Source organism: Mesomycoplasma ovipneumoniae ATCC 29419, assembly GCF_028885435.1.
Classification (GTDB): domain Bacteria; phylum Bacillota_I; class Bacilli_A; order Mycoplasmatales; family Metamycoplasmataceae; genus Mesomycoplasma; species Mesomycoplasma ovipneumoniae.
Map to the genome: position 1 here is coordinate 478,630 of NZ_CP118522.1, position 15,455 is coordinate 494,084.

The window sequence follows — 15,455 nt, forward strand, 5'->3', positions numbered from 1 at the left end:
TTTCACTTTTATGATTTTTTCTAGTAAAACCTTAATAAAAATATAAATATTAATTATTTTTGATTTTCGTTGATTAAAATTTGTATAATATTTATATAAGGATAATTAGGAGGATGTGCTATGAAAATGTCAAAAAATAAACTATTTAAGTTCTTCCCTTTAATATCGTTTTTAGCAATACCAATTTTTTCAGGTCTTATTTCGCTCACACTTTCATCAGAATCTAACAAAACTGGTAATTTTGCAAATACTTTTGCTAATAAAATTAATTACGACAACAAATTGTCAAAATCACAAGAAGATCTTGCTGGTTTTAAGCAAAAAAATAAAAAAATATTTAGTAGAAAATCTAATCAAAAATTCACAGCTTTTTCGTTACTAAAATCTAGTAATGTGGAAAATGTTTTAAAAGCTGAAAATGTAGATATTAAAATATTTTTAGATTTAATTGATACCAACAATAATTCCATAAGTGCGAATGTTGAATATTATCAAACTAAAAACAATGAATATTTAAAACAAATAATTTCGCTCTTTGAAGAAAATAATATAAAAATAAATAGTAGCTATGTAAGCAAATTGTCACCAATAATATGGATTAATATTAATTCACTTGCCGAAAAAAAATCCCTCGAATTATTAGAAAAACTAGATTTTGTTTCATTAGTAATTAATAATATAGAAAATACGCCAAACTCGGATTCACTCCCGACTTATTCTGCTAAATCTTTAAACCAAGAAGCTAAACCCAAAATATTTTACAGTAACTTAGAACATGCCGCCTACTATTACTCATATTTAAGAAATACTAAAGATTATTTTACAAAAGAAAAGGAAATAGTTGATTATAAGTCTACAAGAGATAATACGTATGAAAAAGTCGGAGTAGTTGAAGTAGGTATGAGCGGCACCTATGATGAAAGCGATTGACTCAAAGCTCAAATTCCCAAATATTTGGTTAATTACTATAATATTGGTCGTGCTGATTCAAAAAAAACTAATGAAAATCAAAATGATCACGCCAGTTTGGTTTCTGGAATAATAGTAGGAAAGAGCGGATTTGCATTTAATACTGATTTGCATCTCGCAAATTTGGGTAAAGTATCATCGTTTGATTCCCCTGTTTGAATGTCAATTTTTGAAAAACTAATAATTGAAAAAGGAGTTAGACTAATAAACCATAGCTATGGATATGATTTCATACATGAAAAAGACGTTGATGCTAATTTCGAAGATATTTATGGTAATAATTCTATATTAAAAAACTCTGTCTCTCGATATATTGATCATCTTTATTATTTGGATTTTTTATCAAGAAAATATGGTGTTATAAATATTTTTGCTGCCGGAAATGAATATGATGATAGATTAAAAAAACATGATGATAGATTAATAAACAATAATAATCCTGATCCTGAAAAAGAATATGGTTACATATCTGGGTATGCTAATGCAATAAATTCTATTGTTGTTGGTTCTAGTTTTGGTACAAAAGAAAATTTCTATGCAAGTATTTTTAGCAATAGATTATTGCCAAAGGCTCTAAAAGGCTTGCCTAAACCGCTCATAGTTGCCCCAGGCGAGAATATAGTTGGGCTATCTGATCAAGAATCACCAAAATCAGGAACTAGTTTTTCTGTGCCAATTGTAACCGGTATAGTCTCAACCATAATTGGTTCAAATCCTTATTTATTTAATGATAAAAATATTATTCCAGCAATAAAGAGTGTATTGTCTTCATCTGCGGTAGATAGTAAATTAGATTATAAAGGTATAAAGAATTTTGTTGAATCTACAAAAAAAGAAAATGAAAAACAAAACACATGGTCTTCGATTGATAATTACATAGAAGATTCTAGCAAAGCCCGATATTTGCAAAATTATGAAAATGAGCACGAATCTAAGTCAAATGGTTTTGATACAGCAGTTGGGGCGGGGCAAATTAATTTCGCTAATATACAAAAGGCAATAGAAAATTTAAAAACTTTTTCTGTATCATTTGAAAACACTGATGAATATGTTTATGTATCACCAGAAATAAAATTAAATCAAGGAAAGAAAATAAAAGCTTCACTTGCTTGAGCTTTTAATGCAGGATTAACAAAACCCCTAGATAAATATGAATCTCCACTTAATACGTGGTACAATAATTTGCTTACATTTGGTTTATCATATGTTGCTGATAAAATCGTAGAATCAGCATATAATAAAGCTGTGCAATCAAAATTTGAAAAAGAATATCATCCTAAACATCCTGATGAATGATTAAATAGAAAAACTCTCCTTAATAAACAAAACAATACATTGTTTAGTGATTATGATTTAAAATTGCAAAAAAAGGTGGGGAACAATTGGCAAACTATCGATTTAAATTCTGGTTCTTCAGGTTCTTCGAACGTTGAGTTAATAAGATATTCAGCAGAAGAATCAGGGACATACCGAATCCTGGTAAAGAAATTTAGTTCTTCTCTTTTTAAAGAATCGGTAGATGATAATTTGGCGGTTTCATATGTTATACAAGAAAAATAAAATATTTTTTATAGCAACTATGTTAGTAACTCCTTGGTTACTTCCTATAATTATTCTTGCAGTTCAAAATTTTTCTTTTGGACATAAAGCAAATTTTTCTAGTCAACATCCACAAAAACCTATTATTTGAGTCGATGATAGTAATGATCTAATTAAATCAAATATTTTTTCTTATAATCATTTACTAAATATTGACAGCAAAAAAGCGCCATGAATTAAAAACTCTAAATGGAAAATGACTTTTCTACAAAATCCTGAAGAAATTCAAGAAATAGTAAAAAAATATTTATATTTTCAAGAACAAAATTTTGTCAATAATTGAAATGATAAAACAACTAAAAATTTAACAAGTTTTTTTGCTAATCAATATAATAATAAAAAGGACGAATTTAGTTTTAAAGAATTAAAATTAGGAGAGTTTTCTGATAGATTTAACAATTTATTTTCTAATAATTTTTTAATCATCGAAGATTTTGACGATTATTTGGATTTTTTCAAAGAATTTGAAGACAAGCAAGAATTTGAAAGAAAAAATTTAAATAAAGATTTCTTTGATAATAACCAACTTCTAGTTTATGTAAAAGACGAGTCAAATGTTGTTCCTATTTTTAACAAAACAAGCCTAGAAACTAATTTATCACCAATAGATCTAATTACCTATAAAAATCAGAACTTAATTATTTCAATAGATCAAAAATTTTCAAATTATTTAAAAGAAAATTCTTCTTCTACTAGTAGAACACGCGAAAGGTTCCGAATTTTCTATAAATCAATTCCTAAAAATTCTTATAATAAATCATATCCGCTATCTTCAATAAAAATTACCGATATAGAAGATTTAGTTTTGTATAATTCACTAGACAAAACATCAACAGAGTTTAGTAATTTTTTGGATTTTATTAATAAAAAAAACACAATTTTGTCAAGAAAAAATTTGAAAAAGAATAGATTTTATGCATCACAAATTGATAAAAACATATCTAATTTAAGTGAAAATAAAATATTTTCAAACTTTGGCGAAGTAAAAGACCTGATAAATAACAAAAATTTATTGAAAAATGAGCACTGAAAAAGCGAATTTCACCTATCAAATTTATTTATACCCATAAAAACACAGGACAAAACATATAAATTTAATAGCTTCATCTTGCAAAAACAACAATTAAAAGAGATTTTTAAAGATGAAATTATTTATTGAGAATTTGATAAAAATTCCAAAAAAGTTTTAATTTATACTTTAAATTACAAAGACATTTTCCATCAAGTTGCAAAACAACCTGAAAATTTTAATTTTGATAACTTGTTGCAATTTGAAAAAATTGATATTGGTGATATTGATGTTCAAGAAATTGAAATAAAAAAATTAAATTCCATCGAAGATTTCAATAATTTATACAATAAAACAGTGGTGTAAGTATGAAACAAAAAGCAAAAAAAATTTTTTATAGTTCTTTGTTATTAACAAACTTTGTAGCTGCTGGGGTTGTTTCTACAATTTTGATCATTAATTATATAAGTCCTAAAAAATCAGAAACACTTAGTTTTCAGGATGTGTCCGATGCTGAGAATAAATTTTTTACTAGCAACACTAAGCCTGAGGGTTTTTCTAATCCGGCAGACAATCATTGATTTACTTCGCAATATTGATCAGATTTGCTTCAAAAAAATCCAGAAAGAGCTAACCAATTACGGCAAAAATATCCATCTTTTGAAAATAACTTGTTCAAAAACTCCGATAACAATTCACCCCTTATTAAATTAAGTAGCTTTTTTCGCTCTGAATTTAAGAAAAATAATGACACATTAGAATTTGACCAAATAACTGATCAAGGTGTATGAAAAGATAAAAAAATTATTAATAATTTTGTGATTTTAAAAAACTATAATGACTTTTTCTCATTTTTTTCAAAGATAAAAAACGATAATTTTTACAAAAGAGTACTACAAACACCTGATTTTTTTGGAAAAAAGTCAATTATTGCTTATGTTCGACCTATCTGAAATTATCAAGATTTAGCTTTTACATCAAAAGCTAAAAAACCATTTTTTAATCCAAATCATACTTTTTTTAATCCAAATAATCCCGATAATGTTGGGATTATGTCGTTTGACTCAAAATTCGAAAAATTTTTTACTCTCGGCCTTAAATATAACGAAATTATTGATCCTTTAATAGTTAATAATCCGGTTGTTTCGATTATTGATTCAGATTTTTATACTAAAAAATTTAATATTTATTACAAAATTATAGACAAATCTATTGGAAATAGTTTTAATCCTAAATTCGACATTCATATTAGCAGAATCGAAGATCTTGTTCTTTATAATAACATTGTTCGCGATAATAATTCTTCAAAATTCAAAGAATTTCTTTTAAAAAAACAGGAAATTTTAGATAAAAATAACCTAAAAAGCACAAGATTATATGCAAGAACAAATAAAAATCAACTAGAAAACCTAAAATTTTTTTCAACCCTAGAAGAAACAAAAAACCTAATTGTATCAATGCAAGATTCAATAAATTCAGAATGAGGTGGTGCATTTGTTCCTTCAAAACTTTTTATTCCAACAGAAGATAATTCCGAAGTTTTTAATAAATTTATTTTAAAAAAACAAGATGCAAAAAAAATTTTTGATGACGAAATTTTGTATTGAAATGTTGATGAGCAAGCTAATAAAATTAAAATTTACACCTTCAATTATAAGGATTTATTCCCTAATTTTGCAACAGAACCTCAAAATTTTAAAATTGAAAATTTAGAAAAACTTGAAAAAATTGATATCGGAAATACAACAATAACACAAGTTGAATTTTCTAAAATTGAAACACTAGATCAATTCAATTATTTATATAATCAAATAATAACTAAGAAATAATATTAAAACCTTAATTTTCTATTTCTTTTTTGGGTTGCGCGATTTATTTTTCATAGACTTATGAAGCTTTTTTACTAATTTTGTATTAATTTATTACCACCTATATGCAAAATTGACTCTTTGTGTGCAATTTTGCATTTTTCTTTTTTATAAATTTGCCCTAAATTCTTCTGTAAAATGTAAACTTTTGCTTTTAAAAGTTTCAAATTCGGCAATTTTGCTGTTCTAATTTTGTCTTCAACTGTAAATTTGAATTTTTTCATTTTGGCACCCTTTTTTGAATCAGCTAAATCAAAACACTCATTTATAGTTTATCTAATTTCACATTTTTTTGTATAGACTTATTTTTTATAGTAAAATTTAACTCATAAACATTTAGGAAGGGCAGAACGATTATGAGATTGAGCATTTTACCTAGAGTTTCAAAACGAAAACAAACAATTTTATTAGCAACAACTCCTGCAATAATTGCGACTTTAACCATTGGATTGTCCCAGCAATTAAATCCTTATACAGGTCAAATTCCTAGACCACAAATAGTTTTTTCTCCCCAAGACAGAAATGAAATTCTAAAAGAACCAGAAAAACCAGCACAAACTGAAGTCCCAAAACCCGAAGTTACTAAAATAGATGTTCCCAAACCAGTTGAGCCAGTAAAAGTAGAAACGCCAAAGCCAAAACCAGTTACAACTCCTGAAAAAGCAATAATAGTACCGATAAATCCACCTAAGACCCAACCTCAAACAATTCCTCGCACTGAGACAAAAGTTGTTAGTCAATCACAAACAAATGTTAATTCTAATCTTGAAGCACTAAAAGTAAAAGCACTAGCGCGATATAGTCAAGCAATCGATAATTCAATCAAAGAAGCAAAAGCAAAAATTGTCGGATTTCAGCAAGAAATTGACGAAATTAACCGTATTTATGACAAGCATTTTGATGATCCGTTTTATAATCCTAATAAAGTCACAAAATTAATCTGAGAAAATTTTCGGATTCAAAAATTACGAACTTTTATTGGTTCAAATGCCCCTGAATACCAACTCGAAAGAGTTAAAAGTGATCTAAAAATACTTGAAGAGTTAAAGCAAACCAAAAAATCATTTAATCAAGAAGAAATTAAAATGCTTTTACGCGGAATGTTGCCTTCAACTGACTCGCCTTATGTTTGAGGTTATGAAAATGAATCTGATAATCCTGTGCTAAATCAACTAAAAGCAGCAAATAATCGCCGTCTTATAAATATTCCTTCATGATATTCACGAACTCCAGGAACAATTTCTGATCTAACTTATGAAGGATGAGACCGTCAAGATGTCTCGAGTGAATTTAATGGAATTGATAATTCAATTGGAAATTCAGTAAAAGTTTATAATTATACCCCTAATGATAAAAATGAAGACAGAGCTAATCGTCAACCGCTCAAAGTTATTGTTCTTGATGCTAATGACAATGATGCATTTAAAAAATTTCAGGAAATTCTAACATAAGTACTCCAAAAAGATAATAAAATTCAAGCTGTTGTTCTAAAAAATGTCGGTGATAAAAATTCAAACCAAAATGTTGAAAAAATTTTAAGTTCAATTCCACCTTCAATTAAAAAATTAACGCTTTTCCTTGATAATTACAATGCAACAGCTAATTTGCGTCCTTTAGAAAAAATTAAACTTGATGAACTTGAACTCTATTCAAATATTGATGCATTATCAGATAACTGGTCAATTAATCCAAACGCACTAAAAAACATTGACTACATTAGTTTTGATTATAATAATGCCGCAACTTTTCATAAAAATCATCCTAGTGAAAAAATACCTGGATCAATTGTTTTTAGCACTTTAGCTTGAGATGCTCATGATACAATCCAAACTGTTGATGAGGGTCTTTCAATTGTTTTTGACTCAAAAGTTTATCAGCGAATTTTCCAAGGATCTCACGGTGGCAAAGGCGGGCGTCCGGTTAATCTTGATTTTTCACGGGCAAAAAACATCAAATCACTTAAAGGCTTAAGTCTTGAAAAATTAGATAAAATCTGAAATGATCATGTTAAAAATTGAAAAGATGACAAATATTCTAATGAAGATTTTACCGGATTTAGGCCGATAAAATTTAGAAAATTAATTTTTGGCCTTGATGATGCCAACAACTTTGTTGCAAAATGAGACGATTTTAACGGCGGACAATTAAATTCACGACTAACCTTTGATGAACCAGGTGGAGCCCAAATTGAGTTTCGCGACAATACCGGTAATCAAACTTCAAGTCCAATAGCCATCTTTTTATCTGGAACGCCTAGTGGAGATGCAATAAACGAAATTAGCGCCTTTATTAGAGCAGCAAATTCACGTAGTCTATTAGTAAATCGTCTTTATGTTGAAAATGAATCAGTTTTAAAACAGGTTGGTTCACGAATTGGTATTGTTCAAGTTTCAGTTAAAAAAGCTGACCAAAACACTGTTCAAGAGGGATTTTCAGGAGAGCTATAAAATGAAAATTAAATTTTTATTTCCACTTTTATCTGTTCCATTTTTTGCAATCGCTTGTGGTAATAACCACCAGCAAAAACTACCTTCAGAACAAAGTCAACAAGGTCAAAAAACCCCTCCAACTGAAGGAAATATTTCAAATTCACCCCAAATTGACTTAGTTTTCCAAAAAATTGACGCAAATTTTGAATCACTTTTTGGTCAAAAATCAGAAAATGAGTTTAAAAAATTCATTTCCGAGTCACAAAAGTCAGTTTTTCAACTTCTTGATAATAATGTTAAAGATTTAAGTAAAAAACAGGAAAAAATCACCCAAATTAACAATATTTTTAGTGCTCTAGAAAAAATTGCAACACAGACTCAATACGATCTTGAAGCTCAAAGATCAACAGCAACACTAACATTAGGCGCACTTAAAGATATTTTTAAGGAAGAAAAACCAACTCAACCGCAGCCACCTCAAAGCCCTCAAAATCCTCAATCATCAGAAGAACAAGATAAAAAAATTGCTGAATTAACTAATAATTCTCGTCCTTCTGGACAAAATTTTAGTCGTTTTTCCCCTGATGGCAAACGGATAATTCTTGATCAATATGAAAATGATTTTCCCGAAAAAGAATGAGATTGGTATCGTATAAATTCTAATTTTAGTGGCGGTGGAATTGGTTTTGGATCTACAAGTGAACTTGAAAAAAAGCCGGAAAATTTCCCAAAAGAAAAGCCCGAAACTATTGCAAAATTAAATCAAAAAGCAAAAGAATCAGACCAACCTTTATTTGAAAAAGCACAATTTCGCCTTTTTTCCTTACCGGTTTTTGACGATAATGCAAACACAAATAAAATAAAATTCAATACTTATGAGTCTGGATTTAAGACGCCGGCTTGATGAAAATCTAGCGAAAATTCTGACTATACTTTTGGCGGTCCAAATCGACTTGGTTTGCCAAGAAAAATTGTTTCTGAGGATTACAGAAAACTAATTCCAAATGTTGTTTCAATAAAAATCGAAAATTTAGTCGTTGATGATGCCTACCAAAATGACAATAACAATCCAATTACGCGCACAAATTTTTCCTTTGGAACCTTAGGAATTTTAGACTACCAAATTCCGCAAAATTCATCCTACCCACTAAAATGATTCTTTTTAACTAACGCTCACGTGGCAAATAATTTGCAAATTGCCAATGATTTTCATGAGGGCAAACATTATGGACGTGATTTTTCAAATTATAATGATTCTGATTTTCGTTTAAATACACAAAGTATAACTCTTACAAAATTAAAACAAACCGTTCCTTTGAATACAATTTTGCCAACCACTAGAGGAGCAATCACTGATGATGAATTTTATAACACAGTTAAACTTGATATCAAAGAAAAGAATGGCAAAATTTACAATAACGGTTCAGAATCTCCAGATTTAGCGGGGGTGAATAACCAACCAAAATCCCGCCAAAAACCAACCCAAAGTATGAATGTTAGAACTATTTTAATGGGTTCAGACGTTTTTAAATTCAAACCTAGCGATTTTAGTGATCAACAAGACCTCCAGAATGTTGATGAATTTCTTGATTTTGCAGTTATTGAAATAAATTTCAATAATGAGCAAGAAGCTAAAAAAATTACCGAAGAATTTTACAATAATCACAAAGCAAGTTCACTAAAAATTTCTGAATTTAATCCGTTTAATTCAGATCAATATTCAAAACTAGAAAAAACACCTTTTTATAGTTTAGGCTACCCAGGTTCAAAAGGTGACCCTACTATTTCTCAAAACGATTATCCAGCCGATTTTGCCCAAAGAAACTACAGTGTTTCGCCTTGGATTAATAAAAATTTCCGTCTTTTTAATTCTAGAAACGAAAAAGATCCTTTAATTAATGGCGGTTCTGAATTTGCCTGATCAAGATCATATCGCAGTTTTGTAAATCTTCCCGGAATTAGCGATTATTTTATAACTGCACCAGTATTAGCTAAATCTTATACAAAACTTGATTATTTTGACCAAAAAGACAAGCAACGTAAATCCAAAAAATATTTAAACAGCGGTCTTGGAACTGTTATTGATAATTACACTGCTAGCGGTGGTTTGTCTGGTAGTCCTGTCTTTTTTAAAGATGGTCAACTTTATTCTGTGGTTTATGCTTCAGATTCGCAAGCTTCAGCAAATTTAACATTAAATTTGCGCTCTTATGGCTATGATTATAAAGGTTATTATGGCAAATATAATCTTCCTAAATATGATTTAATTTACGGCGATTCTTCTAGTGATGCTCAACAACAAAAATCTTATTGAAAAGCGCTTTCTGAACTTTATAAAAATGAAAGCAATTTTAAAACTAATCTATTTCCTGAAGGTCTAGCCACACAAAAAGATGTTTTTTCAAAAAAATAGCTTATTTAAAGGGCTATTTTTTTGATTTTAAGGCAAAAACAGCAAGTTAAAATTTAGCAAATTAGTCATCTTAATTATTTTAGTTTTACAATTTTGCATAAGTATTTTGTTTTATTTATAAAAATCAAACCAAAACTGGTACAATCAAAATCATAAATAAAAGACTAATTGCCTGAATTTTTCTACTAAAGCAAACTAAAAAAGCTAAAATTTTTAAACACTGCTTTTTTTAGTTTAAAACACTGGCAAAAATCAATTTTGGATAAAATAACAAAAATCATAAAAAAATACAACTACTATTTAAACTAAATGTAAATAGGAAACTCGTTTTTACTTACATTGAGCCTAAAAAAATATATGAAGTTTTGAAAGAACAATAATTAAAAGCCATAAATTTATAGATTTCTAAACAGGTAAATTTAGGGCATTCCATCATATTTAAAAATATAATGGAAAATTCGCATTATCTTATTTTAATACGACAAAAACATAACTTATTACCCCTTAATTCAATATCAAAATTTATTAATTTATTCTTAGTGACTCTATTATAACCTAAATTTTTTTCAGACCAAGCATTTTTTTTATTTTTTTTTTTTTTTTTTACAAAGGGTTAGTTTCAAAATAATAAAAATTAAGATTTAACCTCAAAAATGCCCGTAAATCCGGCTATTTTTGCATATTTCTATTCACTAAAAGTGAATTTTTGCCACTGGCGGATCTCAGAATTTTTAGTCCCTTTTTTAGATCTATAAAATTAAATATTTATACTTTTATAAAATCCCTGCTAAAAAGGCTAAATTTTACTATTTAATAAAAGCAAAAATAAAAAAATCCAAACACTTAATTGTTTGGATTTGTTGTTTAAATTTGTACTTATTTTACAAAAAGCCGTCTATAAAAGCTTGCTGGAAAAAATAGATAATTGCTCAAAAAGTTAGCGCAGTAAAGCCAAGACCAACAATGACAGAAGCTCAAATAAATGATGATTGTAATTTAAGTCCGATTTTTTCTTTATTTTTTTTAAAAAAACTTTTCAATCTAGTCATATTTTATCCTTTTACGGTTGATCCTTGACGTGAGACTGCACTCATTATTCTCTTACGAAAGACAAAATAAGCAATAAACATTGGCAGAATTGTTAAAATTGCACCGGCCATTCTGATGTTTTTAAAGTAGCCTCCGGGAATTTGGGCGGTCTCATCAGCAACTCCAACTTTTTGTAATAGTCAAGTATTTAGCGTAGTTAGATCAGCTGAATTAGACTGTAGTATTAAAAGTGGCCAAAGCGTTGAATTTCAGGCTGAAAAAGCAGTTAGAATTCCGACAGTTCAAATTGTTGGCGATATCATCGGGGTGGCTACCTTAAAAAAATATCTAATCCCAGAACAACCATCAACCATTGAGGCTTCTTTAATTCGATCAGGAATTTCTTCAAAGGCATTTCGAAACATAAAGCCTGAAAAAACAGAGGCAACAAATGGACTAGTTAGGGCAAAAATTGACTGGAAACCATCATTTCACCCGAGCATTACCATAATCCGGTACTGACCAATTAAAAGGGCAGTTTCAGGAAGAACTAAAATTGAAAGGAAAACTACCCAAGAAGCTTGTTTAAATTTTCACTTTCTTAGCGAAAAGGCATAGCCAAAAGTCATTGAGAAAAAAACTTTTGCAACCACAGAAATTAAAGTAACTAAAATCGTGATTCCAAGAGCGGCAAAATAACCTGACTGAGCAGCTTTGACAAAATTATCTCAGGCAAAATGATTCGGTCAGTAAACTGGAATTCGCGTGTCAAGAATTTGCTCTTCAGGCGAGAGTGAATAGACTAACATAAAATAAAAAGGAAAAACAATTAGTATTCCAAAAAAGAAAAGCACGATGAATTTGAGCAAAAAGCTTGAAATTGCACTTGTGATATTTTTGTTGCGAACTTGCGAATTAATTGACTCTGTTAATTTAGCGGTTTTTTTGTCGCTAATATATTTTAGAATTTTTAATTTTATAATGAACATTTTTCTCCGTAATTTTGTCAGCTACTAAAAATATTGTGCTTAAAAACTTTTTGACAACAACTGAAAGGGCAATTCCAAAAACAAAAAGATAAATAGTTAGCGCTCCTGCTTGGGCAAAGTTAGGTGTTCCGCGCACATTTTTGTAAATATAGATCAGTAAAGTTGCACCACCGTTACTAATTGCTTCAGTTTCGTTGGCAAAAATACCGATTGGAAAGACCTTAATTCCGCCGATAATTCCGATTGTAATTAAAAAGTTAATTGTTTTTGAAACTGACGGCAATGTAATTTTGAAAAATTGACGAACTGGGCTAGCTCCATCAATTGCCGCTGCTTTATAAAGTGTTGGATTAACTGAAAGCATTGCGGTTGTTAGAATTAAAACTTCAAAAGCAAGACTTCTTCAGACTCCAGACATTAAAACAACTAAAAGTGCATTAAAAGATGAGGGATTTCCGGAATTTAGTCATCTTGTTGAAATCCCAAAAAGACGGTTAATAAAGCCAGTTTCACTATCAAAAATATAGGCAAAAGCAACTGAAACGGCAATTCCTGAGGTTACATAAGGTAAAAAAAACACTGTCTGTCAAAATCCACGGGCATATTTGCGGTGGAGTGAGGCAATTGTTGAGGCAATAATTAAACTAATTATTAGGCCAAGTGGTAGAGCTGCTATTGAATAAATGACAGAATTTCGAATTGCAATATGAAAATTAGTATCAAGAGTAATTAAATCAACAAAATTATCAAAACCAAATCGAGTATTTCCGGCAATATTAGGATTAATTTCGATACTTACAGACTTAGAAATTGAGTATAAAAATGGCAAAAAAGTAAAAATAAAAATAACTAAAATTGAAGGCAAAAGTATTAAAAAAGGCTTTCAAAATGGTTGCTTTTGGTCTAGAATTCCCAGTTCAAGATTAGTTTTTTTAATTCGCTGTTTTAGGAAATATCTATTAATTAAGTTCATTGGATTCGCTCCCTTGTTTGATAATCAAATAGATGCAATTTTCCTGATTTAATACTGAATTTGACAATTTCGTCAATTTCATAAGCTGGTTTTTTACGCAAGATTATTGAAATTTGACCGATATTTTCAACATCAATTTTGGCAAGAATATCTTTTCCTAAATATTCAATGACGCTAATTTTACCTTGAAAATTACCAGCTTCATTTTCGACTAAATCTTCAGCTCTAATTCCGACTCTTATTTTTTCATGCTGATAATCTTTGAGTAATTCAAAAATTATTTGATTATCAACAATGACACTTTTAGTTTCTCTGTCATAAAAAGCATCAAAAATATTCATCTCAGGAACACCTAAAAATGAAGCAACAAATTCATTTTTAGGATTATGATACAACTCAGTTGGAGTTCCAATTTGCTGAACATATCCAGTTGACATACAAATAATTCGGTCCGAAATTGACATTGCCTCTTCCTGGTCGTGGGTAACAAAAACTGTTGTTATTCCGATTTCAGTTTGAATTTTTCGAATTCACTGACGAGTTTGAACTCTTAGTTTGGCATCTAAGTTTGAAAGCGGCTCGTCCATTAGTAAAATATCAGGATGTCGAACAATTCCACGGGCAATTGCGACTCTTTGCTGTTGTCCACCAGAGAGTTTTGTTGGTTTTTTAGCTAAATTTTTAGTTATTTCAACTTTTTCAGCTGTACGTAAAACAGCGCGATTTATTGCTTCTTTTATTGAAATATTATCATTTTGATACTCTTGATATTGCTTTAATTCTTGCTCGTTTAGTTTTGAAGTATTAAGGGAAAACTTATTAATTAAGTTTCTTTCATAGTCTAAAAACAGTTTTAAAGTTTCCTTTTTGTAAGTTTTTGATTTAGTCTTAAGCGATTTTAAAAGCAACAAATTCGGTGAATGACGAGTATTTGTTTCAAGAAATTTCTTTGTAGTTTCACGGTAAGTATGCTCAAGATTTGCAAGTTTTCCTGAATTTTTGATTTGATTTTTCTCGTTTTCAATTTCAGTTTTAAATCAAAGCTCTTTTTCTTTTTTTCGTTGATTGAAAGCCTCAATTTGTTCTTGATAATCTAATTTGAGTGATTCAGCATCTTTTAGACTTGTTTTTTTAGTAAAATTTTCATAACCTTGTTGAATTTTAGCCAGTTCAATTTTTGAATTACTAAGAAATTGAGCTTGCAATTTCTCAAGTTTTTCCAATTTTTCATATAAAAGTGCTTTTTGTTCTAAAAAGTTTTGCCGAGCTCGAACTAGTTCAGGAGCATTTTTTATTGCGTATTTTTCTTCCTGAATTTTGTTTTTATGAGCTTTTTTGTCGAGTTTTGCTTGTTTTTTAATTTTGTCAACTTTTAATTTATAAGCTTTTCGAAAGGTAATTGCCTGTTGGATTGGGCAAATTTCCCCTTCTTTTTTGCCAAAAATTTTTTTCCAAAAAGCTCAAAAAATTGATGCAGACTTGCCTAATTTTAAAAAATCAATCGTTAAATTTTTAATTTCAGCCTGTTTGTGTGCTTCAATTAAAAAATAATCGGTCTGAAGTTGATTTAAATTATGATAAATTTGTGTTTTCAGTTCGTTATAATCATGTTCTAACTGACGGTAAATATCAAAATAATCAAATAGTTTATTTTTGTAAATTTCTAGATCTTCAAGTGAAGCACCGTTTTTGGCAAGAGCAATTGAATTAGCATTTACACGTGCAAGCATTGATTTTTCAATTGCTTTTTGCTTTCATCTTGGGTCATTATGCAAAGAAAAAGCAATGTTTCCAAAAACATTTAAATGCGGATAGAGTGCATAATTTTGGAAAACAAGACCAATTTTACGTTGCTGAGGTGATTTTCGGGTTACATCATCGCCATTGAAAATAATTTGACCTGAAGTTGGATTCAAAAGACCAGCAATTGCATTTAAAATTGTAGTTTTTCCTGAACCTGAAGGTCCTAAAAGTGTAACAAGTTCACCTTTGTAAATTTTAATATTTGCACTATCAACAGCAAGTGTTTCACCAAAGTCAATTGTTAAGTCCTTAATTTCAATTGCAGGGATTGAAAATTTCGATTTATAACGACTATTTGAGGCCTGCCGAATTTTTTTTAACTCGGATTCAAAGTTATTTTTTTCGATTTTTTTATTATCATCTGCTTTTTTCAT

Annotated in this window: 9 protein-coding genes and 1 pseudogene; 5 read left to right on the forward strand and 5 right to left on the reverse strand. The window is 29.2% G+C overall.

The features are described from left to right. The first annotated feature begins 126 nt into the window (after positions 1-126). The 3 genes from PWA39_RS01815 to PWA39_RS01825 are packed head-to-tail and all read left to right on the forward strand — an operon-like array spanning position 127 to position 5,406. Complete coding sequence (locus PWA39_RS01815) at positions 127-2,529, forward strand: S8 family serine peptidase (protein WP_240534036.1); 2,403 nt, start codon at positions 127-129, stop codon at positions 2,527-2,529. Further along, positions 2,510-3,943 carry a hypothetical protein gene (locus tag PWA39_RS01820; protein ID WP_081311149.1) on the forward strand — a complete coding sequence of 478 codons (1,434 nt, stop codon included), beginning with the start codon at positions 2,510-2,512 and terminating at the stop codon, positions 3,941-3,943. The genes PWA39_RS01815 and PWA39_RS01820 overlap by 20 nt, the downstream gene beginning before the upstream one ends. A 2-nt stretch (positions 3,944-3,945) precedes the next feature. Further along, on the forward strand, positions 3,946-5,406 hold the full coding sequence (locus tag PWA39_RS01825; RefSeq protein WP_240534034.1) for a hypothetical protein: 1,461 nt from the start codon (positions 3,946-3,948) through the stop codon (positions 5,404-5,406). A gap of 74 nt (positions 5,407-5,480) precedes the next feature. Here the strand turns inward: PWA39_RS01825 and PWA39_RS01830 are convergent, their stop codons facing one another. Beyond that, complete coding sequence (locus PWA39_RS01830; protein WP_069099507.1) at positions 5,481-5,669, reverse strand: hypothetical protein; 189 nt, start codon at positions 5,667-5,669, stop codon at positions 5,481-5,483. Between the two features lie 876 nt (positions 5,670-6,545). Here PWA39_RS01830 and PWA39_RS01840 point away from each other — a divergent pair. After that, positions 6,546-7,892: pseudogene (locus tag PWA39_RS01840) on the forward strand (putative immunoglobulin-blocking virulence protein). Position 7,893: 1 nt separating this feature from the next. After that, complete coding sequence (mip, locus tag PWA39_RS01845; RefSeq protein WP_069099504.1) at positions 7,894-10,287, forward strand: Ig-specific serine endopeptidase MIP; 2,394 nt, start codon at positions 7,894-7,896, stop codon at positions 10,285-10,287. 881 nt (positions 10,288-11,168) lie between these two features. Here mip and PWA39_RS01850 read toward each other — a convergent pair. Genes PWA39_RS01850 through PWA39_RS01865 form a run of 4 tightly spaced genes read right to left on the reverse strand, consistent with a single transcriptional unit; the run spans position 11,169 to position 15,455 of the window. Further along, complete coding sequence (locus PWA39_RS01850; RefSeq protein ID WP_169815917.1) at positions 11,169-11,336, reverse strand: hypothetical protein; 168 nt, start codon at positions 11,334-11,336, stop codon at positions 11,169-11,171. A gap of 3 nt (positions 11,337-11,339) precedes the next feature. Beyond that, positions 11,340-12,305 carry a carbohydrate ABC transporter permease gene (locus PWA39_RS01855; protein WP_044285977.1) on the reverse strand — a complete coding sequence of 322 codons (966 nt, stop codon included), beginning with the start codon at positions 12,303-12,305 and terminating at the stop codon, positions 11,340-11,342. Next, entirely contained in the window at positions 12,268-13,278 is a 1,011-nt protein-coding gene (locus tag PWA39_RS01860; RefSeq protein ID WP_044284206.1) for a carbohydrate ABC transporter permease, read from the reverse strand. Before PWA39_RS01860 ends, PWA39_RS01855 begins: the two co-directional genes overlap by 38 nt. After that, on the reverse strand, positions 13,269-15,455 hold the full coding sequence (locus tag PWA39_RS01865) for an ATP-binding cassette domain-containing protein (protein ID WP_069099449.1): 2,187 nt from the start codon (positions 15,453-15,455) through the stop codon (positions 13,269-13,271). Before PWA39_RS01865 ends, PWA39_RS01860 begins: the two co-directional genes overlap by 10 nt.